Origin of the sequence: Paenibacillus sp. UNC499MF, from assembly GCF_900107975.1 — a bacterium.
Classification (GTDB): domain Bacteria; phylum Bacillota; class Bacilli; order Paenibacillales; family NBRC-103111; genus Paenibacillus_F.
On record NZ_FNVF01000004.1, the window covers coordinates 317,561 to 343,537 of the forward strand.

Consider the following 25,977-nt stretch of genomic DNA (forward strand, 5'->3'; position numbering starts at 1 on the left):
TTCCTTTCCGGATGTCGTCTCATGCTTAACCTATTGCGGGAAAAAGGTTTTTAGACGTCCGGTCAGGCAAAACCGCCCTTGAAGGCGGCATTCGGGCTTCATTCAGCGGGCAAGCCTGCGGATCAGAACGGAAAGTTTCAGCAGTCCCTTTTCCAGATCCTCGAAAGAAGCGTAAGAATACGAAATCCGGAGATAAGGGCCGGGGAGAGGATCGTACAGGCTTCCGGGATTCAGAAGGATGCCTTCCTGAAGTCCCTTCTCAAACAACTCTCTCATGGAAAGGGAGGGGGTCAGTTTGAGCCAGATGTAAAAGCCTCCCGAAGGAACCTCCCAGGAAGCGATATCCTTGAACCCGCTGTCCAGCAGCTCCAGGGTCCGGTTGCGGCGCTTCCGCATTTCCGTACGGACTGTCTCCAGATGCGGCGCATATAACCCGCCGGAGAGAAGCTCGGCGGCCGCCCACTGCGACAGTGAGCTGGAGCCGTAGTCTGTCTGCATCTTAAGGTCGGCCAGCCGATCGATGACGGCTTCGGGTCCGACCACCCAGCCGATGCGCAGGCCGGGACTCCATGTCTTGGACAGGCTCCCGAGGTGGAGGACCAGTCCGCTTCTGTCCATCGCTTTCAGGGGCGGAGGCGGGGGCTCGTCGAGCCAGAGCTCGCGGTACACGTCATCTTCTATGACGGGAAGCTGCGCTTTCTCGCACGCGTCAAGCAGCTCTTTTCTCCGTTCCTCCGGCATCAGGGTGCCGGTCGGATTATGAAAAGACGGGATCGTATAGAGCATGGCTCCCTTGGTACGTTTGGCCAGCTCCGGGATGCGGTCCGCCATTATTCCGCGCTCATCCATAGGAAGGCCGCATAGTCGGACCCCGGCCGATTGGAACATATGGAGCGAGAACAAGTAGGACGGCTTCTCCAGCAGCAGGGTGGAGCCCGGCGGCGATAGGCCCAGAGAAATGAGCTGGAGCGCCTGCAGAGCTCCCGAGACGATCAGAATGGACGAAGGCGAGGCTTGGATGCCGCTTGTGCCCAGATAAGCGCTGACCTTCTCCCGGAGGGGGAGAAGACCCTTCGGCTCCTCGTAGCCGAGCGAAGTCATGCGGCCCGGCAGCCTCTCCAGCACTTTTCTCGTCATTTCATGGGGGTGAAGGTCGGGAGAAAGTTCTCCCGTTCCCAGCCTGATAATGCCCGGTGTAAATTCCGCCCGGTTGATCTCGCGGACCATCGCCCGGTTAGGCCGGTGGACGCCCGATTGCACGTAGGAGGGCCAGTCGGGAGCAGCGGCCGGCGCGAGCAGCGTCCAGGAATTGTTGACGACCCGCGTGCCGCTTCCGCTGCGTCCCTCCAGAATTCCGTCGGCGATCAGCTCGTCAATGGCCGCCACGACGGTGCTGCGGTTGACCTCGAAGACCGCGGCCATAGTCCGCTGAGGCGGGATTTTCACGCCTACGGGCCACTCGCCGTTTTCGATTTTGCTTATAATGTACTGCTTGATTTGAAGAGATAAGGGGATGGAAGAAGCCCTGTCGGGTTTCCAGCTGCTGTCCTGCATGACGGTTCCTGCTTTCATGGGAATAGCGGATTCTGAAACGCGCTTCCGTACTAAGCCGGTTGCGGTCCGATGGTTCCAGTATAACGCTTGGTTGGCTCCCGATCCATCCAAATGGATGGAGACAAAAGGCGATCTTTCTATATCATGAAGAGGGTAAACAAGAGACTAACCGTGGAGAAATGGAGGAATCGGCATGATGCTGACGGCTGCGGCTGCCCTGCACGGCCTGATACTGGCTTTGGGGCTTATTTTGCCTCTCGGGGTGCAGAACGTATTTATTTTCAACCAAGGGGCTTTGCACCAAAAATATACCCGCGCCCTTCCGGCCGTTCTGGCCGCTTCGGTCTGCGACACGGTTCTGATCGGTTTGGCGGTTTTCGGCGTTTCCGTGCTCGTTCTGAAAATCTGGTGGATCAAAACCTTGCTCATGAGTGCGGGCGTAATATTTCTTGCCTATATGGGCTGGACAACGTGGAAGAGCGCTTCGCGCGAGGAAGGGAACGAACCGGCGGCCGGTGATGAGGCACGTTACCCCGCACGCAAGCAGATCGCATTCGCCGCTTCGGTTTCCCTGCTGAATCCTCATGCCATCCTGGATACGGTAGGTGTGATCGGGACGAGTTCCCTGCAGTATACCGGTACGCATAAGTGGGGGTTCACTCTGGCATGTATTCTTGTTTCCTGGGTCTGGTTCTTGGGACTGGCCGCGCTGGGCTGGCTGACGGGCCGTGCAAGCGGGTCCGCCCGGTTCACGGCGGTACTAGGCAAGGTGTCGGCCATTGTGATGTGGCTGTCGGCCGGTTATATTGTATTTTCTTTTTAATGTTCGTGTTTTGGTCGCTTTAGTGATTTTTTTCTTTGTGAAATCGTCATTTACAAAAAATAAACCGAATATTTAATCGGATTTAGGTTGACTTTGAACATAAATTTCGTTAACCTGTTTAAGGGGTAATTGCCCCGCCAACAACTTAATTTGCGTTTTACCTATTCGTATATCTTTGGCAATACGGGCCAGAGGTCTCTACAAGGAACCGAAAATTCCTGGCTACGAATGGACGGTTTTTCCGTACCATTCGAAGGCCGGGATTTTTTTGCGCGCCCGGCTTAAAACCTGATACCTTTCATAACTGACTGGGGGATACGATCATGAGCAACCGTTACGACGTCATTATTGTGGGGGCCGGACCGGCCGGGATATTCGCTGCCTATGAATTTTCATTAAAAACACCGCACCTTAAAGTGCTGCTTGTAGATAAAGGGCATGACATCGACAGCCGCCGCTGTCCGATCCTGGAAGAAAAGATCAAGCTGTGTCCGCCTGCCGCGGGACGCAAGGAATTCGCGGGCTGTCTGCCCGCATGCTCGATTACCGCAGGTTTCGGCGGAGCGGGGGCTTACAGTGACGGCAAGTTCAACATTACGACGGAATTCGGAGGCTGGCTGACGGACTATCTGCCGCCATCCCGCGTTTTGGATCTCATCCGGTATGTGGATGACATCAACCTGAAGCACGGGGCACAGCAGACGCTGACCGATCCGCTGACGGACGTCGTGTCTTCCATTGAGAACCGTGCCTATGCGGCGGGACTCAAGCTCCTCCGGGCGCAGGTCCGCCATCTCGGGACGGAGCAGAATCTTGAAATCCTCCGTTCGATCAATACGTACCTGAAAACAAAAGTGGACATGCGTTTCAAAACGGAAGTGGCCGATCTGCTGACGAGCAAAACGGCCGAAGGCCATAAGATCCGGGGCATTGTGCTCAGCAGCGGGGAAGAGATCGAAGCCGATTCCGTGGTCGTAGTGCCGGGCCGCGACGGGTCCGCATGGCTGACGAACGTTCTGCGCAAGCGCCGCCTGAAAATGTACAACAACCAGGTCGATGTCGGCGTCCGCGTGGAAACATCTGATGTCGTGATGCAGGAAATCAACAAGCATCTGTACGAAGGCAAATTCATTTTCAACACGTCGGTCGGCACCCGTGTCCGCACCTTCTGCAGCAATCCTTCGGGACATGTTGTCGTGGAAAATCACAGCGGCGTCATGGCGGCCAACGGCCACGCATACAAAGATCCGGCGCTCGGTTCGCGGAACACGAACTTTGCCCTGCTGGTCTCGCATCAGTTTACGGAGCCGTTTGATAAACCGAACGAATACGCACGAGAGATTTGCAAACGTGCCAACGATCTCTCCAACGGAGGCGTCATCGTACAGAAATACGGCGACATTATCCGCGGCCGCCGCTCTACGGAAGGCCGGATCAAGGAAGGATTTCTGGAGCCGACATTGAAAGAAGCCGTTCCCGGCGATCTGGGACTCGTTCTTCCTTACAATACGATGAAGAGCCTGGTCGAAATGGTAGAGGCACTGGAAAAAGTAACGCCGGGCATCGCGTCCGAGCATACGCTTTTTTACGGCGTGGAGGCGAAATTTTACTCTGCCCGTCCGAAGCTCACCGAGCAGCTCGAAACCGAAATCGCCGGTTTGTACTGCGGCGGGGACGGAGCGGGCGTAACGCGGGGACTGGCCCAGGCGGGAGCGGCGGGCGTATGGATCGCCCGTGCGGTAGCGGAACGGGCTCAAGGTTGAGCCTGAGCGGGCTTTAGGGCGGATGAATCGCCGAGCTGACCTAGTTGTGTGTTAGCCGGGAAGCGTCATGGTCCGATAACCTGCTGCGTTAGACGCGTGCTGCGAATCGGACAAGCCGAACCGGACTCGGCGCGTGCGGTTTTAATGAAGCAAGCCCTGTAGACGGAATTCGTCTGCAGGGCTTTTTAGTGCACGCGAAGCCGGGCGGATGGAGTATGAGAGGGCTGTCATAAGCAAGCCGCTCATGCCGGGTACCCCCGCCGGAAACAACCAGAGAAAACAGCGTGCTAGGAATAACGGAGGGTGCTGCGAGAAGCGGCGCACTAAACGTTACCCGCTTACGTACCCGCCGGCATATGCAGCCACCAGATCCCGGCACACTCCGGGAGGGTGACCCAGCGGTTCCGTACGGTTTTCGCCGCCAGCTCATCTCCGAAGAAGAAGCGTGCCATTTCTTCGGCTTCCTTCAGGGAGGCAAAGGTGTAGTCCAGACGGAACGTCTCGTGGGCAAAGCCGTATTTTTGTGTCAGCAGCGCATAGTAAGGCTTCAGGAAAGCGGGAGGGTCCGGAACCTCAGTGCCGGTGCCCATCGTTTCCAGCAGAATGAGAGTTCCTCCGGGACGCAGTACCCTTCTCATCTCGGCAAGAGCTTGCGCCACGTTTGCTTCCCAGTCCGGGACGTCGGGGCCCGCGAGGTAGCAGAGGCTCCAGCCGCAGACGAGAAGATCGGCGGAGTCATCCGCCAGAGGGAGACTGCGGTGGTCGGCGGCCGTGCAGCGCCAGTTCGTCAGCCCTGCCTGCCGGAGCTTGGAGGCGGTGACCTCCAGCATGCCGGAAGAGGCGTCCAGGGCGGTGACCGATGCCGCCTTCGATGCCAAAACGGCCGTCAGGCGGCCCGTTCCCGCTCCGAGGTCCACGATATCCAGCCCTTCATACGGCCGGATACGTTTTATCCTTTCTTCCAAGCCGGGCTGTCTGGAGATCATCCGGTCATACAGATGAGTCTGATTGCGGTAAATGTCGGTATGGTCGGGCATGCGGTTCGTTCCTCCATTTGTGTAATAAGAATGAATGTGGAATGAGATTCCTTCTATACCCTAAGCGTTAACGCAGCGGCAAGGTCAAGGGGGAGTAGACAAAATGGAGCTTAACGGTACAAGACGGAAAGCCAGCCCGGACCCGGCATTTCTGGTGAAGCCCCTATATTACACAAACCCGCGCCGGGCCGCCGCCAGATAAAGCTCGGGTGAAAGCTTGAGGCACTTGCTTTCAAACCCGTTTGGAGCAAACCAGTCCAAAAAATCCAACTCACAGGCCGCCGAACCCAAACGATCTTTGCCGGCTGGAACTTTTCCGCCGGGACTCCTGTTTATGAATCCCGTAATCGCTATGCGGCCCTGCGGCTTAAGAACCCTGGCCATTTCGCTCAGTGCCAATAGCTGCTGCCTGCCGGACAAATGGTGAAACGCAAAGCTGCTCACCACAAAATCGAACTGCCCTTCCGTGTAGGGAATAGCAAGAAAATTGCCGATCTTGGCCGTCATGGCCGGAAATTTGGAGCGGCAAATACGAAGCATTTCCTTGGATTGGTCGATTCCGTTCATGACGGCACCGCGTTCCATCAACAATCCGGCGAGATTGCCGGTCCCGGTGCCCAGATCAAGCCCCGTTTCTCCGGGTGCCGGATTGATTTCCTCCACGGTCCGTTCCAGTGCCTCCCGGTAACCGGGATAGGCCGAATCCCCGCTCCATACCCGCTCGTCGTGAGAAGAAGCCAGCTCGTCGAAGTTCCAGCGGTCCTCCCAGTTGCGGAGCTCCCGGACTTCGCGGGAATCCTGGGCCAGCCGGTAAAACTCCTCCAAAGGAAGCCCCCGGCTCCGCTGCAAGAGTCCGATCATATGATCGGTCGTTTGCAGGGTTTGCCTGGTCTCCAGCATGCGGGCGTAGAGGACCGAGCGCTGCAGCTCGAGATAATGGAGCAGTTCCTCGTGCCCGCCACGTTCCACCTGCACCAGAGCGGCTTGAATATCGCTTACGGACATGCCGGATTCGCGCAGGGCGACGATCGTCTGCAGCCTCCAGATTTCTTGTTCGGTAAAAGACCGGTAACCGCTGGAGAGTTCCTTGCCGGGTGCGACCAGCCCTTTTTCTTCGTAAAAGCGGATAGCCCGAGCCGATATTCCCAGCCGTTTGGCGGCTTCCTTGATATGCATAGCGGTTTCCTCCCGTAGTTCAACCGGCCGAGCGCCGGAAATTGCCCTTTCTCTTCCTCCATCGTAAACCTTTCCGTAACGTCAAGGTAAACCTTTTTTCCGGGGCAGTCCGTGGATCTGTCCGAAAGTTTAATTTTGTGATTCAGCCTCTTATACTGTTTAGTAGAGGATTAAATAGAATAAGAGAGTGAGACCGGATTTTTTCCGAACCGAACCCACCCGTTTAAGGAGGTCCAAACGATGCGAATCGTATCAGGCGAAGAAATGTACGAAATCGACCGTCAAACCGTGAACCTCATCGGATTAAGCGCCGACACGCTCATGGAAAGCGCAGGCCGGGCGGCCGCTTCCCTTCTGCTGGAGCGGATTCCGCCGGAGGCGAAGGTTGTCGTGCTTTCCGGGGCGGGAAGCAACGGCGGGGACGGAATCGTAATTGCCCGAGTTCTGAAGGCGCACGGCCGGCCCGTTTCTCTGTGGCTGATTCCGCCAAGGGACAAAATCAGAGGGGCCGCCGCGGCCGCTTTGTCCGTTTACGAAAAATCAGGCTATACCGCTTCCGATTACAGGGGCTCCGAAGCCGGGCTGGAACGCGAGCTTGAGCGTGCGGACGCCATTGTCGACGCCCTGCTCGGCATCGGGGTGAACGGCCCTCTCCGCGAGCCGTACCGGAAGCTGATCGGGAAGATCAACGAGCAGCGCGCGGAGATCTACGCGATTGATCTCCCGAGCGGTGTTCCCGCGGACGGGGGACCCGTCGAAGCGGCCGTCCGGGCGGATGCCACCGTGACCATCCAGTACCCGAAGCTCGGAACGTTCACGAATCCGTCGGCTTCTTACGTCGGCGAGCTGCTCGTCGCCGACATCGGCATCCCGCCGGCCGCCGCCGCAGACCTTGCCCGCCGTGCCCTGTGGACGCTGGCGGACGTGCGGCGGACTCTGCCGCGCCGGGAAGCGTCCTCGCACAAAGGGACGCACGGCAGGCTGCTGGTGGCCGGCGGGTCCCTGCCGATGCCCGGAGCCGTCGTGCTCGCATCCCGCGCGGCCCTCCGAAGCGGAGCCGGGCTCGTGACGGTGGCGGTGCCGGACTGCATCCACGCGATTGCGGCGGGGCATTACCCGGAGGCGATGTATCTGCCTTCACCGTCGGAGGACGGTTACTTCCGGGGCGAGCTGCCGCTGGACGGCGCCTCCTTCGGCTTCATCGCCGCAGGGCCCGGCCTCGGCCGCACAGCGGGCGGCCGGGCTGTCGTGGAACAGGTGCTGCGCCAGGACGTGCCGGTCCTGCTGGATGCGGACGCCCTGTTCCACGCCGCAGAGCTTCTGCCGCTGCTGCGGAAGCGCACCAAGCCTACGGTGCTGACGCCGCATCCGGGCGAAATGGCCTGGCTCGCAGGCAGCACCGCCGCGGCGGTGGAGGACGACAGGTTCGGCGTGTCCGCCCGCTTTGCGGCCGAGAACGGCGCCTATGTCGTCCTGAAGGGGCCGCACACGATCGTTGCGGCCCCGGACGGCACGCAGCACGTCAACACGACGGGCAGCGCCGCACTGGCCAAGGGCGGCTCCGGCGATGTGCTGACCGGCATCGCGGCGGCGTTTCTTCTTCAGCACGAGGATGTTCTGGAGGCCGTCAGCAATGCCGTGTTCATCCACGGGCTCGCTGCCAGTCTGCTGACGGAGGAACGCCACTCCCTTGCGGATGTTCTGGCCAGCGACGTAATCGAAAGTATCCCGGCGGCATTCCGGTATATTTACGGAGATGAGGGAGGCGCGGAAAGGAAGCGGAAGAGATCCGGTGTCCGCTTCTTGTAGGCGGTATTCGCAGCTTTTGAGAACTTCCCTGCTGCGGATACGTGCTTCCGATCCGGCTGGGCGGCTGAAATATGCCGAACTGCCGGTTCGAAGTGCTGTTTGGTTGCCGGCATTCACCCGGGCAACCGCGCCACACGTTACACGCCGCGGTGCCGTATTGCTGCCGGCGCTGACCCGGACGTCCGCTGCTTACGCGCGGCGGTACTGTGTTCCTGCGGCACCCGCGGGGGGTGAACGCCGTTATGCGAAGCCGCAACCGCTGGCCGAATCCGTACTCGGCGTGAAACGGCGGCGCGTAAGACGAAGACGGGCCGGTGCCGGCCGTTTATCCTGTGCATCGGAAGATGTGGAAGAACTTTTTATGCAGGATAGAACGTGTCGTCGGGAGAATAGCTCCATAATGAGGTTTTTACAACAATTTGCATGTTTTAGAGCGAGATGAAGGAAGGATTCCTTTTCATATATTCCGTTTATTTACAAAAGTGGGGATGAGGCAGGAATTCAGGGACCGGAAGCGAATGCCTATTAAGGATCGCGATGTGAGGTTTGGAGGTTTTTGTATGCGAAAAATAAGTCTGCTGGTGCTTGCCGTACTATTGGCCCTGAGTCTGTTTGTCCCGGCATTCGGAGCGGAGTCCCAAGCGGGCCTGAAAAAAAGCGGTTCGACTCCCCGTTACGAAAGACCGCAGGCTTTGAAGGAAGCGCTGCCCGGCCAGGTTATCGTCAAATACAAAGAAAAAGCGGATACGATGAATGTGCAAGGTTTGATGGGACCCGAAAAGAAAGCGGAGCTTCCCGATCCGCCTAGTCCGAAATACAAGCAGCGTGTAGGACCGAAAGGTTTGGTCACGATGGAATTTCCCAAATCGGAGCCGGTTTCGGACGTGCTTGAGGAACTGGAGAACGATCCCGAAGTTGATTTCGTCGAGCCCGTTTATCCCGTATGGGCCGCCGAGACGAAAACTTCCGTACCGAACGGAGGCGACGGGCGGAGCGCTGCGGCACGGACAACGACGGGTTCCGCAAGTGCGGCGGATTCGCCCGCTAAAGCGGCTTCCGTACCGAACGACCCTTACGTGGAGCAGCAGTGGTGGTACCGGGCGATTCAGTCGGATCTCGCGGATACCGGTGCGGCGGATGCCAAGCTCTCGGGTGTTGTGATCGCTGTTGTCGATACGGGCGTTGACCCGTACCATGACGATCTGAAAGGCAGTCTCGTGGAAGGGTACAACTTCGTCAACAACACGCCGAATACCCGGGACGATAACGGTCACGGTACGAATGTGGCGGGGATTGCCGCCGCACCGAAGGACAACGGTGTCGGAATTGCCGGAGTGGCCGCCGGAGCCAAAATTATGCCGGTTAAGGTTCTCGACAGCGAAGGCTACGGAAGAACGGACGTCATTACCGAGGGCATTTATTGGGCCGTAGATCACGGAGCGGATATAGTTAATCTCAGCCTGACTTCGGGGAGCTCCTCCCGGGTTATGGAAGAGGCGGTACAATATGCCTTGCAGAGAGGTGTGATCGTCGTTTCCGCCGCAGGCAACGAAAGCAATCACTGGACGGGCAGCGACACGGGAGAACTGGACCAGGTAAAAGGCAGCGAAGATCCGCTGGCCCACCGGTTCGTAAAGGATGTGGCCTTCCCGGCCAAGCTGCCGGGAGTCATCGCGGTAGGCGCCGTCGACTGGTATCCCCAAACGGAATTTATCGTCGCGGATTTCTCCAACTCCGGCAGCAGCCTGAGCGTGGTCGCACCGGGCGTGGACATCTACAGCACGGACAAAGGCAACGGCTACACGGGGCGCAACGGCACTTCGATGGCGGCTCCGATGGTGTCCGGGCTTGCCGCTCTCATCCTCGCAGGGGACGCCGGTCTGGATGGTCTCTCCACTTCCGAAAGGGTGGAGCGTGTAGGCCGTATTATTTCCGAAACGGCCCGGGATCTGGGGCCCCCGGGCTTTGACGATGAATATGGGTCCGGGCTGATCGACGTCAAAAAAGCCATGGAAACACCCCGTGTAAGCATCCAGGCGGTTAACGGCAGCACGAATCTGACCGACACGGACGAGCTCCGGGCCGACATCCGGCTTCTTAACAAAGACGGTTCTCTTGCCTCAGGCGCGGGCGGAGCCGGCAAGGCGGATTTGTTCGCTTACACGTCGAACGGCATGGAACCCCAGTTCGTCAAAACGTTAACGTTTCAAGCGAGTCAAGGAAAAGCTTCTCTTACATACAAGCCGGATAAAGCCGGCAAATATTTGCTTGTTGCCTATAACGACGAGAAAAGTCCGCTCTGGGTGAGCGGCGAGCTTACGTTCCGTAAGAACCCCCAAGCTCCCCAGGCCAGTCTTCGGAGCGGGAGCTACACGGGTACACAGAAAGTTACGCTGACCGCAGCCGATCCCGGCGCCAAAATCTATTACACCCTGACGGGAGCGGCCCCTACCGTGCAGTCAGCCGTTTATACCGGTCCGATCGAGATCTCCCGGACGCAAACCTTGAGAGTCATCTCGGCGGCAGGCGGAGCCGTAAGCGAAGTCCGGACCTACCGCTACGATATCGCGACAAGCGGGGGGAATACCGGCGGAGGGGACGGAACCGGACCGCCTTCGGAAGAAACTGCCACGGCCGTGAAGTCGGACTCAACCGTCATCCAGGAAAAAGGCTATGCCATGCTGGATGTAAAGGTCGCCGACGAGAATTTGCAGCCGCTGCTTAAAAATCCCGATGTAACCCTGATCGGCGTGCAGGCCCTCTCTTCCGGAAAGGACAATACCGCCGGTGCGAAGGTTCATCTTCCGGCATCCTTCTTCGGAAGCGGCCAGTCCAAAGGGCTGCTCATTACGACCAGCGAAGGAACGCTGAGGATGGACCCGGGTTCTCTGCAAGCGGACGGCGGCGAGGAAGTGGTTATTTCACTCCGCCGGACACACGCGACCGAGAGCCTGACAGCGGCTTATCCCGAAGGCGCATCGCCTATGTCTTCCATCCTGGAGATTAAAATAACGGCCGGGAACCGGTTGATCGAGAATCTCCAAAAGCCTGCGAAGGTCACGCTTGCTCACGCTGCGGCGTCCGATTCGGGGGCCGATCCGGAGAAGATGGGCGCCTTCGTTTACACGGACGACGATTCCGAGTGGAAGTATGTTAAAGGGGCCGACAACGAAAACAGCATAACGTTTGCGGTCGAAGGCCCTTCGTATGCGGCCGTTTTTGCGGTCAGCCGCACGTTCGCGGATATGAGCGCTCATTGGGCGAAAAGACCCGTGGAAGTCCTCGCTGCCCGGCAGATCGTGGACGGGATGGACGCGAGCCGCTTCGTTCCGCAGGCGGGCGTGACACGCGCCCAGTTCGCGGCGATGCTGGCCCGTCTGCTCCAGCTTCCGGCGGCCCCGGAAGGCAGGCAGCAGTTCCGTGACGTCGCGAAGGGCGCCTGGTACGCCGACGTTATCGCCCGCTCTTACAGCGCGGGGCTCGTCTCCGGCGTCACGGACGACCGCTTCATGCCGGACGAGCCTATCACGCGCGAGCAGATGGCCGCTATGCTGGTGCGCGCCTTCGCTTACGGCAGCGGCATAGCGCCGGACGAGCTTCCCGTGCCTAAGACGGCGTCCTTCACAGACGAAGGCACGGCGGGAACCTGGGCGGTGCCGTTTATGCGGAAGGCTGCCGGGCTCGGTCTGATCGACGGCTACGAGGACGGCACCTTCAAGCCGTTGAACGGCGCTACGCGCGCGGAATCGGCAAGCGTGATTTATAAGCTGAGCGCGCGGTAATACTGATTTTTCACAAACGCTGAGAGTTCATAAACGCTGAAAGTATTGCAGAGTTCCCCGTTCTACTAAAACCGTCCCGGGCTTCGGCCGGGGGCGGTTTTTTGGTTTTTTAGCGCCCAATGGAAAACCGGTGCGGCCCCGGCGGCATTTTAAAAAGAAAAAGCGATATTTAAGCCGGAGGCAGGCGATACTGATGGGCATAGGAAAAACGGGGAATATGCGCGGGTACGGTCGTGTCAGGGAATGAGGAGGGGTAAAGAGCCGGCAGCGGATAAGATCGTGGACTCTCCGGGGCGCGGATCGTCTTTTGCAGGTTGAACTCTCCCTTTGTTATGGGTATGATGGAATACAAATACCGAATTGGACTGCGGCAGCGATTTCCGATAAGAAAGAAAGGTTGATCCGGATGGAGAACAAAAGCGGCACAACAAATACAACCAACACCAATTTCATTAAAAACATCGTGATCGAAGATCTTAACGAAGGCCGTGTGGATACGGTCGTCACGCGCTTTCCGCCCGAACCGAACGGGTATCTGCATATCGGGCACGCCAAGTCGATCTGCCTGAATTTCGAGCTCGCGGACGAATTCAAAGGTAAGACGAACCTGCGCTTCGACGATACGAATCCGGCCAAGGAAGACGACGAGTTCGTCCGGGCGATCAAGGAAGACGTGCAGTGGCTGGGCTTCGAGTGGGACGGCCTCTTTTTCGCTTCCGATTATTTCGATTATATGTATGAAAAGGCGCAGCTCCTGATCCGCAAAGGAAAAGCGTATGTGTGCCAGCTTAATGCGGAACAAATCCGCGAAGGCCGCGGAACGCTTACGGAGCCGGGCAAGGAAAGCCCGTACCGGGACCGTCCGGCGGAAGAAAGCCTGGATTTGTTCGAGCGCATGCGCAAAGGTGAATTTAAGGACGGGGAAATGGTCCTACGGGCGAAAATCAACATGGCTTCGCCGAATATCAATCTGCGCGATCCGGTCATTTACCGCATTTCGCATGCGCATCACCACCGTACGGGAGATGCCTGGTGCATCTATCCGATGTATGCTTTCGCGCATCCGCTGGAAGATGCCCGCGAAGCGGTTACCCACTCCATCTGTACCTTGGAGTTCGAAGACCAGCGTCCGCTTTACGACTGGGTTATTCAGGAGTGTGAGACGGAACATGTGCCTCATCAATATGAATTCGCCAAGCTGAAGCTGACGGATACGATCATGGGCAAGCGCTACCTGAAGCAGATGGTGGACGAAGGGGTCGTGGACGGCTGGGACGATCCCCGCATGCCGACCGTTTCCGGACTGCGCCGCCGGGGCTTTACGCCGGAATCGATCCGTAATTTCTGCCGCGAAATCGGCGTGACGAAGAGCGACAGCACGGTCGACGTGAAATACCTGGATCATTTTATCCGGGAAGATTTGAAGCTGAAGGCTCCGCGCACGATGGGCATTCTGAAACCGCTCAAGGTTGTGATCACGAACTATCCCGAAGGAAAAGTGGAAATGCTGGATGCCGAAATCAACTCGGAGAACCCGGAGATGGGCGTCCGTCAAATTCCGTTTTCGCGGGAGATTTATATCGAGCAGGACGATTTTATGGAAAATCCGCCGAGCAAATATTTCCGCTTATTTCCCGGCAACGAAGTGCGCCTGAAGCACGCCTACTTCATAAAATGCGAAGAAGCGGTTAAGGATGAAGCGGGCAACGTGATCGAGCTCCGCTGCACTTACGATCCCGAAACGAAGAGCGGAAGCGGGTTTACCGGCCGCAAAGTGAAGGGAACGATCCACTGGGTGGAAGCGAGCCGCGCCGTGCCGGCCGAGTTCCGGCTCTACGAGCCGCTGGTCCTGCCGGAACAGGAAGAGAAGGAAGAAGGAAGCACGTTCCTCGACCGGATCAACCCGAATTCCCTGGAGGCTCTGAACGGCTTTGTGGAAGAGAACATGAAGGATGCCGGGGGCGGCGATAAATTCCAGTTCTTCCGTCACGGGTACTTCAATGTTGATCCTAAAGCCTCCACGAAAGATCATTTGGTCTTCAATCTGACAGTATCGCTGAAAAGCTCTTTCGATATCAAGCAGGCCTAAGCCCTGACGAATGGAGAGGAAGCACGGCCCGCTTAAGGCCGCTTCGGGCTTATGTGCCGCATCGCGCCGTTTTCCGGTTTGCGGCCAAATAAAAAAGCAGGTTCAGGAGAAATTTCCTGACCTGCTTTTTTTATGTGCCGGCTTCAAACGGCTAGCTCCTGGAGGCCGCCGCTTGAAGCCGGGCCGCGAGCAGCTCGCCGAAGGCGTCGGCGCTCCTCGGCGGGTCGGCGCCTTCCCGCAGCTCACGGGGAAGGGACTGCCACAGCCGGAGGAGCAGGGGCAGTTCCAGCCCGATGCGTCCGATGGTCTCCGTCTCCGCGAAAACCTGAGCGGGCGGCCCCTGCAGCAGACAGGCGCCCTTGTCCATGACCAGCACCTGGTCCGCCCATGTGTAGGCCAGGTCCATGTCGTGGGTCGCCATGACCACGGTGACGCCGCTCCGCCGGATGTCCGCCAGCTCATCCAGCAGTAGCCGTTCCGACGCGCGGTCGAGATACGCCGTCGGCTCGTCGAGCAGGAGAAGGCTCGGCTCCAGCACGAGAACGCCGGCCAGGGTGACGCGCTTCTTCTGCCCGAGGCTGAGGTGATGGATGGGGGTATGGGCAAGGTCTTCCAGGCCCATTCTTTCCAGCACCGCCCCGGTCCGCGCGCGGATTTCCGGCTCGGGAACGCCCGCGTTACGCAAGCCGTAGGAGACGTCCTCGTACGGCGTACCGAGAATGAGCTGCTGCTCGGGGTCCTGGAACACGAGTCCCACCTGTCTGCGCAGCTCCAGCAATTCCTTGCGCTTGTAGGACACAGGGGCGCCTTTCCAGCGCACGGTCCCCGATTGCGGCCGGTGAATGCCAACGGCATGCAGGAAAAACGTCGATTTGCCGGAGCCGTTATGTCCGCAAAGCGCGATTTGGCGGCCGGCCGGAAGCGCCAGGCTTAGCCTGTCCAGGGCTTTATTATCGGTGCCGGGATAGCTGTAGACGACGTCCGCCAGTTCCAGAATCGGATTCGGATTCTGATTCGGATTCATGCGAATCCCCTCCATTTCAGCCAAATCTGTGCTGCCGTCAGCATGAGGATCCCCGTCACGCCTTCGGCTTTGTAGCGCCGCGGGACGGGAATCGCTTCATAGGGGGCGAGTTCGATCCGTTCCGTGAAGCCGCGGGAAGTGAGCCCGTAGGTCAGTCCCCGGTAGCGCTGCATGGTCCGGCCGAACAGATGAACGATCAGCAGCGCGGTATCGCGCAGGCCGCCCGTGAATCCGTTCTGCCCGCCCCGGCAGCGCTGGGCGGTCCGCATGGCGTGAGCCGTATCGGCCAGCAAAAAAATAAAGCGGTACATAATCAGGGTCAGCTCGATCACGATCTGAGGAACGCGGATTTTTTTCATCACCTGAAGAATTTCCAGCAAGGGGGTCGTAAACAAAACAAATTGCAGACAAGCCAGGCAGGCGGAAACCCGCATAAACAGCTCTGCTGTGCGGGATAAAGATTCTCTCGTGACATATACGGTCCAAGGACCGGCCGTTCCGATGATCCACCCCGAAGCAAGGGGAACCCCGTTTTCCGCATGTGCCGCGAATTCGAGAAGGAGAGCCGGAAGGCTGGCCGCGAAGAACAGCAGAGAACCGCCGTAAACGAGCCAGTAAAGCTTGGCCGGGATACGCGCGTAAAGCAGTGACCAAAGTGTCATCCATCCGAACACGGCGGCTTGAACAGGCGGCGCCCCGGCATAGGAAAGCAAAAAGAGGCAGGTGGCAAATCCACACTTCCAGACGGGGGAGACTCCCCGCAAAGCGTTGGCATAAGAAATCGTGTCAATCCGCTTGAGCATCATGCTTTCGGTTTAGGTTTGGAGGCTCTCCCCTTATACAGGCCGATTACATACCCGATAAAACCGGCTCCGAGCGCGGCCTGCAGCGCGAAAAGCATGCTCTCGGTTTCAGCCGGAGGCTCCATCAGCGATGCGAACCATGGCTCGTAATCGGGGGCGATCTCTTGAATCGCTTCTTCCGCGGCTCCGTCGGCCCCTCCGAACTCTCCTTGAACGAAAACGAGCGGCAGCACGGCAAGGAGGACGACTGCGGCCAGAATCCACACGTTCTTTTTCCACGTTTTCATGAACGGTCAGCTCCCTTCAAATTGCGCTGCAGAGCGGAAATTTCATGCGGCGTATAGGCTTGCAACCAGCCCAGAACCAGTACGGTCAGCAGTCCTTCGCTAATCGCGAGCGGAATCTGAGTGACGGCGAAGATTCCCGCAAATTTGGCAAAGGACGCGAGCATGCCGCCCTCGGCCGCGGGAAATGCCACCGCAAGCTGTACGGAAGTGACCAGATAGGTGGTCAGGTCGGCAAGCGCGGCGCCCGTAAAGACGGAGAGCTTCTGCCTTCCCGTTGATTTGATCATGAGCTTGTACACGGCATAGCCGACGAAAGGACCCGCTACGGCCATCGAGAATGCGTTGGCGCCCAGTGTCGTAAGACCGCCGTGGGCCAGCAGGAGGGCTTGGAAGAGAAGGACGACGGAGCCGAGCACGCTCATGGGGAGCGGTCCGAACAGGATAGCTCCGAGACCGGTACCCGTCGGATGGGAGCTGCTTCCCGTGACGGACGGGATTTTCAGGGCCGACAAGACGAATGTAAAGGCGCCGGCCAAGCCGAGCATAAGCTTAAGCTCCGGCGTTTCTTTGGTGATCCGGACCAGAGCGCGGACGCCCAGGATGAAGAAAGGCAGGAAGACGATCCACCAGAATAAGGCCCAGAAGGGCGGCAAAAAGCCCTCCATGATATGCATGGCGTAAGCCGATTGCGGCTCGTTTATCAGGAAAAAGCAGACGAATCCGGCTATGAGCAGGAAAGACGCCAGGGGTTTACGGATGTTCATCGGAAATCCTCCTTTATGATGGGGGCCGCCTTATTTGGCGGTGATGCGACAGTAGGGGTTCTTGCCCCTGCCGCGCTTTCGGCGCTGGTTGTTTCCGCCGGCGGTCAGGCCGACGGTTCCGCAAGCTCTTTCCGGTGATTCCGATCCGGCGGTTTCCGGTCCATTTTTTCGCACACAAAAAAAGACATCTTTCCCTTCGTACGGGAACACGATGCCTTATGCACGCAACAAAAAAAGTTTGCGATCTCAAACACCTCCCTATTCCTCGTAGGTCGTATCAGTGCTGTCAAAACAGGCAGGTCTCCTGGCTCGGGGCGTCCATACCGGCGCCTTCCCGGAACGTTCTGGTTCCAGTGGCTTCTTGCCGGATGTGAATGAGAGTGTTTCCCCTTACAGTGGCGGGACCGCGACGGCATTTCACCGTTCTTCCCTTTTAAATTTTAGAGTGTCTCTAAAATACCTGTTTCCACAAATATGCGGTTTTCCGTGATAATACTACAGGATGTCCCAAACCTTGTCAATCGCGGAAAAAGGCGTGAATTTTATGACGGAACCGATGCGGGAAGCCGCTTCGCAGATTTTTTTCCACGGTATTTGAAATCGCTGTCTTTTAACGGGGCAAAAGAAAACGAGAGGGGTGGCCCGCCCTCTCGCGTAACGCATTTCTATAGAGTTGGATCAAAGCCCCGATTGCCAAAACGGACGGGCTTATAGAACGAAAATGCCGACCACGCCGGTTACGATGCCCGTCAGGGCGACCATACCGGCCGTGAACCAGAGCACCCGCACGGGAAAAGCCTTGCGCACCATAATCAGGGACGGCAGGCTGACGGCGGGCAGCGTCATCATAAGCGCGGCGGCCGGTCCCGTGCCGAGGCCCAGGGCCATCATCGTTTTGGCGATCGGAATTTCCGCGGCGGTCGGGATGACGAAGAGGGTACCGGCCAAAGCCAATCCGATCAAAGCGACGAGGCTGTTGCCGATCGCGGGGTCAAGGGCCGGGAACAGCCAGGCGCGCAGGGCACCGAGAATGAACACGGCGATGAAGTAGACGGGCACCACGGTCCAAAACATCGTCCAAAGCGCTTTGAGCCAGCGGACGGCCAAGGGACCGGACTGCGGCTGCACAGCCTGCGTTTGCGGAAGCTCACCTGTCGCTTCATCGCCCTGCTTAACGAGGCGTTCCGCCCAGTACGAGACACCGAACACGAGCACGATACCCGCGGCAATTCTCAGGACGGCGAATTTCCAGCCGAGTACGAAGCCCATGAAGATGATCGTCGCGGGGTTCAGTACCGGATTGCCGATCCAGAAAGCGAGAGCCGACCCGATGGAGCCCGACTGCTTGCGCATGCCGACCGCTACCGGAGCGGCGCAGCAGGAGCACATCATGCCGGGCATGGCGCTAAGGCCGCCGGCTACCGTGCTGCCGAAGGTGCGTTTGCCGAACACCCGCTTCAGCCAGTCCTGCGGGATGAGCACCTGAAGGAGAGAGCCGAGGACGATGCCGAGAATAGCGGCTTTCCAGACGGCTTTGAAATAGACCACGGAGTAGTCCCAAGCCGCGGCCAGCGAAGGCTCGGCGGTGCCGGCGAGTATCGACTTCCCGATATCATGCTTGGCGGCTGCGGTAAGCGCTTTGTGGAAGTACGGCTCCCACTTTACATAAAATAGTCCGCCTATGAGAATGGCGATAAATAAAAAAGGCTTCCAGTAAGCAGCGCGCGGTCTGCTTTTGGTGGAAGCCGGAATTGGAGATGTATTCATGTGAGGTTCCACCTTTCTAAATCCACTTGCAACTATATCATAGTCACCGGGGAAAAAGAATGGCTTTCTTCTGTCAAAAATCCCATTTCAAGCAGAGAAATAAGGTTTCAGTAAGTCGTAAATCCGAACATATCCTGCAAATGATAAACGACCCGCTTGAAGCCGACCAGCTTATCTTCATAGGCGGGATAGTCCAGGGAATATTCGGCATCCCGGTTATTCCACAGACGGTCCCAATAACGGTCGAGGTCCTTCGTAATCTTGCTGTCAGCCGGAGCTGTTATTTCCACGTTCGTTTCCAGGTTAAGATCGTCGAGATTACGCGGCGTGAAATTGGCGGAGCCCCCGTTAATGACGGCGTTGCCTTCCGGATCCCGGATATCTATCACCTTCGTATGAAACTGCTCCTGAGCTGTGTTATACCATTTAACGGCGATTTTGCCGCCGGATTTCTTCCTCAGCTCCGCGGCGACCGGACGGTTCGGAATTCCGGTCTTGCTGTGCCCGAACGCATTCTGGTTCGGATCGAGCAGCAATTGGACGGATACGCCCCGGGCCGAAGCGTCCAGCAGGGCGTCGATAACCTTGCGGTCGGCGAGATAGAACATGCCCATACGAATCTCGCTGCCCTTGGGCGCGGCCGAAATAGCGGCAAGCAGGCGGGAGTAGATTTTGCCTTCCGTAAGCAGCCGTACGGTTACGGCGTCCTTGGACGAAGCTGCCGTTTCTTGCGTGCCGTTTCCGGACGCCTCCTCCGAACCGGCTGATTCTCCCGGTTTATCGCCGGCCTTCGGCTGAAGAAGCCCGGGCCCGCCGGACATCAGGGAGGCGGCCTGCTCCGTGCCGACGACTTCGGAGATGAAGTCTTGGCTTCCCGTTATTTGAAACCCGATATTCGAGTTATTGAAGCTGGCGTCATGCGGGTTGGCGGATAGCACGAGAGCCGTATTTTCGGTGGCGACGACTTTACGGTGATTGGCTTTGACATTGAAAAGCTTCAAATAAGAGCGCAGTGTCACCTTGGGAGCGGAATCCGCCAGAGGATTGGGCAGCCAGCCCTTGCCCGACTGTCCGAACCACTGGAGCCCCATGCGCCAGACGGCGGAGTACAGCGGGACGGAGTCTCTGAGCGGGTCCGTGTCCGTAAGTACTACCCCGATACCGGCCGCCTTAAGCCGTTCAAGCTCCGGAGACGGGTGCGAGCCGTAGGTCGTGTTCACTTCATCGGAAACGACCGTGATCGGCATGGCCGGGTGTCTCCGCTTGGCCTCCAGCAGGCTTTCCGTCAGCTGCCCGCTCAGAGGAGGGAAGGATTGGTCGTTGTCGTAGTACCCGCTGTACAGGAACATGTCGATCACGATAAATTCCTTCGCTTCCGCGATAGCATGTTTGACCCGGTCGAAAATCATCTGTTCCTGATGATAGCCGCCGTCTTTTTTATAAGAAAGATCATAGAGAAAATCGACGCTCTCCGCCCGGTAGGCTTTTCCTTCGAATGACAGGCCGGCAGGCAAAGCTTTATGTGTATGAATGGCGGCCACGATGCCCGCCCAGAGAAAGAAGACGAGAAGCAGGATACCGCCTTTCAGCCAATTCGAAGAGAGCCAGCTTTTTTCGGTTTGCTTCCTTGTATCTCCCGAAGAGCGGCCCGGGGGCCAAGTGTTCCGTTCGGTTCGTTTTAAAGGCTTCATGGGCATTCTCCCGTACTTGTAGTGGACGTAACGGAGTTTCTCTATGCCGCGGATGCCGGGAATCAATCTATAGACTCCCGCAGGGCAGGGCAGGCCGTTACAGGCTACCGAATATTTAACGCCGGGAAGGGCCATGTGAAGCAGGGGAGTTTTTGGCATACAAAAACGAGAAGGGGACCGCGGCGGCAGACAGGCTGTCCCGGGGAACACACGACGTGAAGTTCCCGGCGCCCGGTGCTCGGCGTTACGTGACGGCGGTCAACCACGGACAGGCTCCGGTCAGGACCCGGAGGAACCGGGGAGCTGCATCGACTCGTGGGCGTCCCGGACTTTCTGGACGAAGATTTCAAGCGCCTTCGAGTTCTCGCCGGCGGCTCTGCGCACCATCGTCAGCGTCCGGGTCAAGCGGCGTCCGTCCGCCCCCAGATGGACGATTTCCCCCGATTCGAGCTCCTTGCGTACGATCCATCTCGATAAGATGGCGATTCCGAGCCCGGCGGACACCGCTTCCTTCACGCTCTGGGAGCTGCTGAACATAAAGGAGCGCTTCACGCCGAGCTGCCATTCCGCGATCAGCCTGTCGCTGTAATCGCGCGTTCCCGAACCAGGTTCCCGCCAAACCCAGGTCTGATTTTGAAGGGCATGGAGCTTGAATGGTTCCCGGGTCAGAGGATGATCGCGCGGAGCGATGAGAATCATTTCATCCTCCATAAAAGGCTCGATCTCTACGTCCGGAGCGTCCGCGGCACCCTCGATCAGCCCGATATGAAAATGATCGCGGCGCACGCCTTGGACGACTTCGACGGTGTTCGCGATGGTGGAATGGATGTCGACCTTCGGGTAATGCTTGGCGTAATCGGCCAGCAGGCGGGGAAGGATATATTCGCCGATCGTAAAGCTGGCGCCGATTTTGAGCGATCCCGTCACCACATGCTGCAAAGCGTCGATTTCTTGCCGGGCCTCTTCATACAAGCGCAAAATTTTTTTGGCTCTCGCATAAAGAAGTTCCCCGGCTTCCGTCAGTTTAACCTGCTTGGGCGAGCGGATCATAAGCTTGGCGCCGAACTCCTGCTCCAGATTGCGGATATGCTGGCTGACGCCGGGCTGGGAAATATTTAGGGCCTCCGCTGCCCGGGAAAAATGGCGCTGTTCCGCTACGGCGGCAAACACGCGCAAATGATCGACGATCATCGTAACTTCCTCCGTAATCGAGTGGTATACAAACTATAGTGTTTGAGTGCGGCTAAAATGCGGTGTACAAAAGCCCTTTTAGAAAACATATAAAGAGCGCAATGCCTTTGGCACCATTGTATCATAAGTATTTGTAATGATTGGCATCGCGTATTCGTATTTCCGTTCCTCTGCACGTCCTTTTATAGTGAAAATAAAGAACGTTCGAAAGCCTATAAATACGAGCAGAAGAAACTGGAGGGGTCGACAGATGAAAACTTTCACACAACGGTTAGGAACCCCGGCTGTACAAGAAAAGGGACCAGCAAAGACGGATTCGAATATGAAACGCTCCCGGATGAACGAAGAATTAAGCGCCGTTTCTATAGATCGGACAGATTCTACTGTTATAAAAGAAGAAACACGGCCGAAGGGGACGCAAACAGAGGGAACGGGCAAGAATGCCGCCGATACGATTGCCGCCTACGGTTTCACGGCTGAGTCCGCGGAGCGTACTCCCGGTTCCGGCGGAGCGGAAAGCGCGCCGGCCATCCCGGCAGCGGCCGATTTCTCCGGCAGCACAGCCGCAGGAGCCCCGGCCGGCGGAGCCGCTCAAGCGGCTTCCGCAGCGGAAACCCCCGCGGCCGCGGCAGAAGCTCGGGGTCCTTCCGCCGCCTCGGCAGCGGCGAAGCCCGCGTCCGGGCTCGGGAGAGGCCCCGCCGGGCTCGCCACAGGCCTCGGAATGACGCTTGCGCTGGCCCTGGCGGCCAAAGCGCTCGCCCTCATTCCGGGCCTGAACGTCGTCGGGCAGCTCGTGCTCGCTCTGCTGCTCGGCATCGCCTGGCGGGCGGGCGCCCCCGTTCCGTCATCCGCTCCCGCGGGGCTGGCCTTCGCCAGCAAAAAGCTGCTCCGCGGAGGCATCATCCTGCTCGGCATGCGCCTCAGCCTGATGGATGTGGTGCACGCCGGTCCGGCGGTGTTCGCCGCGGCGGCCGGCAACATCCTCTTCGCGACCGTCGTCGTGTACGCCATCGCCCGGCGGATGAACGTAGGCCCGCGCCTCGCGATGCTGAGCGCCTGCGGCACCGGGATTTGCGGGGCGGCGGCTATCGCCGGCATCTCTCCGCAAATCAAGGCGGACGACGACGAAACGGCCGTCGGCGTCACGGTTATCGCGCTGCTCGGCACACTGTTTACCGTGGCCTACACGCTGATCTACCCGCTGCTCGGCTTCTCGTCCGCCGAGTACGGCTTCTTCTCGGGCGCGACGCTGCACGAGATCGCCCACGTCATCGCGGCCGCCGCTCCCGGCGGCAGTGCCGCGGTAGACAGCGCGCTCGTCGCGAAGCTGACGCGCGTGGCCCTTCTCGCGCCGGTCGCCCTGGCGCTCGGCGTCTGGGCGGCGCGGCGGGAACGCCGGAGCGCAGGCGAAGGAGCCCCCGGCTCGGCGGCTTCGAACGCAGCCGCGGGTGCGGCCCGCAGGGCGGGCGTGCCGGTCCCGTGGTTCATCGTGGGCTTCCTGGCGGCAGCCGCTTTGAACACGATGGGGATCGTCCCGCAGCCCGCCGCGGCGGCCGCCGTTCAAGGCGCCTACCTACTGATCGCGATGGCGATGGCAGGGCTCGGCTTGAACGTGAACCTGGCCGTGTTCCGGCGCCACGGCCTGCGGGCCTCCGCGGCCGTTCTGCTCGGCTCGGTGCTGCTCTCGCTGCTTGGCATCGGAGAAGTCTATGTGCTGCGCCTGCTGGGCTGAGTGCCAACATAGACGACTGAAACGGCCGTTCGGAGCAGCTTTTTGAAGCTCTATAAAGCCCCTTGCAGCGGCAGGACACTTGGCGATTTCGGCCGTACTGCCCGCGCAAGCGGGCTTTTTTGCTTATCCGAAAAGTTGTATCCGCCCTCTCGTTTGAGGTTTAATAGAGACAGGGAACGGAAAACCCCTGTTTGAACCGGCGTTCCGCTGGGCACACTTCCATTGGAAGGTCTGCTCGCAGGCCGGCATTTTATACATACACCTACCGGTTAAAACGGATGTTTCGAAAGCCCGCGAGACGGGTAATGAACAAGTTGAAACTTAAAGGAGGCGCTCATATGCAAATTACTTACCACGGGCATTCGTGTTTTTTGGTAGAAAACGAAGGATACCGGGTACTATTGGACCCTTTTCTAAGCGGAAATGCACTGGCTGTTGCCGATCCGGGAGAAATTCAAGTGGACGCCATCCTGCTTACACACGGCCACAGTGACCACATCGTGGATGCCGAGGAAATCGCCCGCAAAAACGACTGCGTCATTATCGCGAATTATGAAATCGCTTCTTATTACGCATCCAAGGGACTTAAAACTTTTGCCATGAACATCGGCGGCAGCGCCAAGTTCGAATGGGGCACCGTTAAATATACGTTAGCTTTCCATTCCTCCAGTATTGAAGTGGAGCCGGGCAAATTCGTGGACGGAGGACAACCCGCGGGCATTCTTCTGACCATGGGAGGAAAAACGTTCTATCATGCGGGCGACACGGCCCTTTTCGGAGATATGAAGCTGTACGGAGAAATGTACAACATCGATGTGGCCGCGCTGCCGATCGGAGACGTTTTTACGATGGGACCGGATGAGGCGGTGCTTGCGGCGACGTGGCTGCGCGCCAAAAAATACATTCCGACCCATTACAATACGTTCGACGCGATCAAGCAGGACGCGAGCGAATGGATTCAAAAGCTGAAGCAGGCGTATCAGGATGGCGTCCGGCTCGCTCCGGGCGAGACCCTGGAAGTATAGTGCAGGACTTGTGAGGGGATTGCCGGAGCAAAGATAGGGAAACCGAAATGGAGGGGGCTGTCCGCGTACATACGTACAAAGGCAGCCCCGCTTCGGTATCCGGGAGCGCGGATTACGCATCCTCTGGAGTTCATGGGAAAAATCGGCGATAATGCTGTTAACGATAAAAACCAGGAAACCGGTAGCATCCGTTTGCCCATCCGGTTATGCCCTGTCGGAGGGATTCATCTATGCAGGAACTTCAGGAACTTCAATCGAGAGAGAAAAAACCAAAACAGACCAAACATATCGCGACGGTTTCGCTAGGTGTGATGGGAGCGGGCTTCCTGGCCACGCTTCCTTTCGCTCCGCATACCGCGGGTGCCTTTCTGCAAAGCGGCTTTGAAGCGGGCCTCGTCGGGGGACTTGCCGACTGGTTTGCGGTCACGGCCCTGTTCCGGCATCCGCTGGGAATCAAGATCCCGCACACGGCGCTGCTTCCGAACAACCGCGCCCAGTTGACCAAAGCGGTCGTTTCCGCGGTGGAGGACAACCTGCTGGGCAAGGAAAGCATCGCGCTGCGGATCGGCCAGATGCGCCTTGTCGAGACCATGCTCGCCAAAGCCGAAGAGGCGCTTGGCTCGGAAGGCGCGCGCGAGGCGGTGCGCAGCGCCTGCCGCTACGCGCTGGAGCGTCTGCCGGCCGAGCAGATCGCCGCATTCGCCTCACAGCAGATCCGGCAGGCGGCGGGCAGAATGGACCCGGCCGCGGCCGTCGGGCTGATGGTCTATCAGGTGCTGACGCACGGCTACGAGGAGCCGGCCGTTGATTTCCTGATCGACCGTGCCGAGCGCTGGGCCGTGCGGGCCGAGACGCGCCGCCTCCTCGGGGAGATTGCCGAGGGGGTTATCCAGGGGATCGAGATGAACGGGCTGATGGGATTCGCCAAGAACGCTTTCCTCGGATTCATGTCCGGGGACAAGCTCGGCGGCATGCTTCAGCATGCGCTTCTCGATAACCTGGCCGCCCTGCGGCTCCCCGGCCACCGCAGCCGTGCCGGGCTGCTCGACCTCGTCCGGCGGGAGCTGGCCGGCCTCAAAGACAACGAGCGGCTGCACGAAGCCGTCGGTAGCCTGGCGCAGCAGCTGCCGGACCGGCTCCGGCTGGAGGAGCGGCTTGCCGCTCTGATCGAAAGCTGGCGAGACCGGCTCCTCGAGCAGCTGCAGGAAGGTCCTCTCCTGGATGAGACCGTCATGCCTCTGCTCCAGGAAGGCGTCCGGCGCCTGCGCAGCGACGAAGATACTGTGCGCAAGCTTGAGGAATGGCTGAAGACGCAGATTACGGAATTCGTCGAGCGCAACCATTCCAAGATCGGCGCTCTTGTCCGGGAGAATATCGACAAGATGGACAATGCCGCCTTGATCGATTTCATCGAGAACAAGGTCGGCAAAGACCTTCAGTGGATCCGGGTCAACGGCGCCGTCTGTGGATTTATTATCGGGATTGCTCTCGAAGGGGTGCGTATGCTCTTCGGACAATAACTCGGGCCGCTTCGGATGACGGCATCCCGGAGATGCCGCCGGATAAATACGGGCGCGTGCTTGCTGTCCGTTAAGGGGCCATCGTTTCATCTGTCCTATAAGGACCGCGTCCGGATGCGGATAAGCCCCTGAGGCAGGAG

At 58.6% G+C, this 25,977-nt stretch carries 18 protein-coding genes and 2 riboswitches; of the genes, 8 read left to right on the forward strand and 10 right to left on the reverse strand.

Annotated features, from left to right (window positions below):
• Positions 1 to 102: 102 nt before the first annotated feature.
• Entirely contained in the window at positions 103 to 1,554 is a 1,452-nt protein-coding gene (locus C4S74_RS12190) for a PLP-dependent aminotransferase family protein (protein WP_103995594.1), read from the reverse strand.
• 193 nt (positions 1,555 to 1,747) lie between these two features.
• On the opposite strand from C4S74_RS12190, the gene C4S74_RS12195 reads away from it, so the two are divergent.
• Positions 1,748 to 2,377: a LysE/ArgO family amino acid transporter gene (locus tag C4S74_RS12195; protein WP_103995595.1), complete on the forward strand. Its 630-nt coding sequence runs from the start codon at positions 1,748 to 1,750 to the stop codon at positions 2,375 to 2,377.
• A 145-nt stretch (positions 2,378 to 2,522) separates the two neighbouring features.
• A riboswitch (purine riboswitch) is annotated at positions 2,523 to 2,622 on the forward strand.
• Between the two features lie 78 nt (positions 2,623 to 2,700).
• A complete protein-coding gene (locus C4S74_RS12200; protein ID WP_103995596.1) occupies positions 2,701 to 4,140 on the forward strand; it encodes an NAD(P)/FAD-dependent oxidoreductase in 1,440 nt (479 codons plus the stop codon).
• A 338-nt stretch (positions 4,141 to 4,478) separates the two neighbouring features.
• Here the strand turns inward: C4S74_RS12200 and C4S74_RS12205 are convergent, their stop codons facing one another.
• Positions 4,479 to 5,177 (reverse strand): class I SAM-dependent methyltransferase, encoded by a 699-nt coding sequence (locus C4S74_RS12205; protein WP_103995597.1) that lies wholly within the window; start codon positions 5,175 to 5,177, stop codon positions 4,479 to 4,481.
• Positions 5,178 to 5,345: 168 nt separating this feature from the next.
• Positions 5,346 to 6,353 (reverse strand): MerR family transcriptional regulator, encoded by a 1,008-nt coding sequence (locus C4S74_RS12210; RefSeq protein ID WP_103995598.1) that lies wholly within the window; start codon positions 6,351 to 6,353, stop codon positions 5,346 to 5,348.
• Between the two features lie 240 nt (positions 6,354 to 6,593).
• Between C4S74_RS12210 and C4S74_RS12215 the strand changes: the two genes are divergently transcribed.
• The 3 genes from C4S74_RS12215 to C4S74_RS12225 all read left to right on the forward strand — a co-directional run bounded on the left by C4S74_RS12215 (position 6,594) and on the right by C4S74_RS12225 (position 14,033).
• A complete protein-coding gene (locus C4S74_RS12215; protein WP_103995599.1) occupies positions 6,594 to 8,162 on the forward strand; it encodes an NAD(P)H-hydrate dehydratase in 1,569 nt (522 codons plus the stop codon).
• Positions 8,163 to 8,722: 560 nt separating this feature from the next.
• Positions 8,723 to 11,944, forward strand: coding sequence for a S8 family serine peptidase (locus C4S74_RS12220; protein WP_103995600.1), 3,222 nt, complete (start codon positions 8,723 to 8,725; stop codon positions 11,942 to 11,944).
• Positions 11,945 to 12,350: 406 nt separating this feature from the next.
• The gene (locus C4S74_RS12225) at positions 12,351 to 14,033 is read left to right on the forward strand and encodes a glutamine--tRNA ligase/YqeY domain fusion protein (RefSeq protein WP_103995601.1); all 1,683 of its coding nucleotides are present in this window, start codon (positions 12,351 to 12,353) and stop codon (positions 14,031 to 14,033) included.
• Positions 14,034 to 14,184: 151 nt separating this feature from the next.
• On the opposite strand, the gene C4S74_RS12230 is transcribed toward C4S74_RS12225, so the two are convergent.
• The 7 genes from C4S74_RS12230 to C4S74_RS12260 all read right to left on the reverse strand — a co-directional run bounded on the left by C4S74_RS12230 (position 14,185) and on the right by C4S74_RS12260 (position 21,560).
• Positions 14,185 to 15,057, reverse strand: a complete 873-nt coding sequence (locus C4S74_RS12230) for an energy-coupling factor ABC transporter ATP-binding protein (protein WP_103995602.1) — start codon at positions 15,055 to 15,057, stop codon at positions 14,185 to 14,187.
• Entirely contained in the window at positions 15,054 to 15,863 is an 810-nt protein-coding gene (cbiQ, locus tag C4S74_RS12235) for a cobalt ECF transporter T component CbiQ (RefSeq protein ID WP_103995603.1), read from the reverse strand. Before cbiQ ends, C4S74_RS12230 begins: the two co-directional genes overlap by 4 nt.
• On the reverse strand, positions 15,860 to 16,147 hold the full coding sequence (locus C4S74_RS12240; protein WP_103995604.1) for an energy-coupling factor ABC transporter substrate-binding protein: 288 nt from the start codon (positions 16,145 to 16,147) through the stop codon (positions 15,860 to 15,862). Before C4S74_RS12240 ends, cbiQ begins: the two co-directional genes overlap by 4 nt.
• Positions 16,144 to 16,911: an energy-coupling factor ABC transporter permease gene (locus C4S74_RS12245; protein ID WP_103995605.1), complete on the reverse strand. Its 768-nt coding sequence runs from the start codon at positions 16,909 to 16,911 to the stop codon at positions 16,144 to 16,146. Before C4S74_RS12245 ends, C4S74_RS12240 begins: the two co-directional genes overlap by 4 nt.
• 276 nt (positions 16,912 to 17,187) lie before the next feature.
• Positions 17,188 to 17,390: riboswitch (cobalamin riboswitch) on the reverse strand.
• A 229-nt stretch (positions 17,391 to 17,619) separates the two neighbouring features.
• Positions 17,620 to 18,678, reverse strand: coding sequence for a permease (locus tag C4S74_RS12250; protein ID WP_103995606.1), 1,059 nt, complete (start codon positions 18,676 to 18,678; stop codon positions 17,620 to 17,622).
• Positions 18,679 to 18,785: 107 nt separating this feature from the next.
• Complete coding sequence (locus tag C4S74_RS12255; protein ID WP_103995664.1) at positions 18,786 to 20,369, reverse strand: phospholipase D family protein; 1,584 nt, start codon at positions 20,367 to 20,369, stop codon at positions 18,786 to 18,788.
• 279 nt (positions 20,370 to 20,648) lie between these two features.
• The gene (locus tag C4S74_RS12260; protein WP_103995607.1) at positions 20,649 to 21,560 is read right to left on the reverse strand and encodes a LysR family transcriptional regulator; all 912 of its coding nucleotides are present in this window, start codon (positions 21,558 to 21,560) and stop codon (positions 20,649 to 20,651) included.
• Positions 21,561 to 22,281: 721 nt separating this feature from the next.
• Between C4S74_RS12260 and C4S74_RS12265 the strand changes: the two genes are divergently transcribed.
• The 3 genes from C4S74_RS12265 (at position 22,282) to C4S74_RS12275 (ending at position 25,837) form a co-directional block, all read left to right on the forward strand.
• Positions 22,282 to 23,292 (forward strand): YeiH family protein, encoded by a 1,011-nt coding sequence (locus tag C4S74_RS12265; protein WP_181024397.1) that lies wholly within the window; start codon positions 22,282 to 22,284, stop codon positions 23,290 to 23,292.
• 338 nt (positions 23,293 to 23,630) lie between these two features.
• Positions 23,631 to 24,317: a metal-dependent hydrolase gene (locus tag C4S74_RS12270; RefSeq protein WP_103995609.1), complete on the forward strand. Its 687-nt coding sequence runs from the start codon at positions 23,631 to 23,633 to the stop codon at positions 24,315 to 24,317.
• Between the two features lie 230 nt (positions 24,318 to 24,547).
• A complete protein-coding gene (locus C4S74_RS12275) occupies positions 24,548 to 25,837 on the forward strand; it encodes a DUF445 domain-containing protein (RefSeq protein ID WP_103995610.1) in 1,290 nt (429 codons plus the stop codon).
• Positions 25,838 to 25,977: the final 140 nt, after the last annotated feature.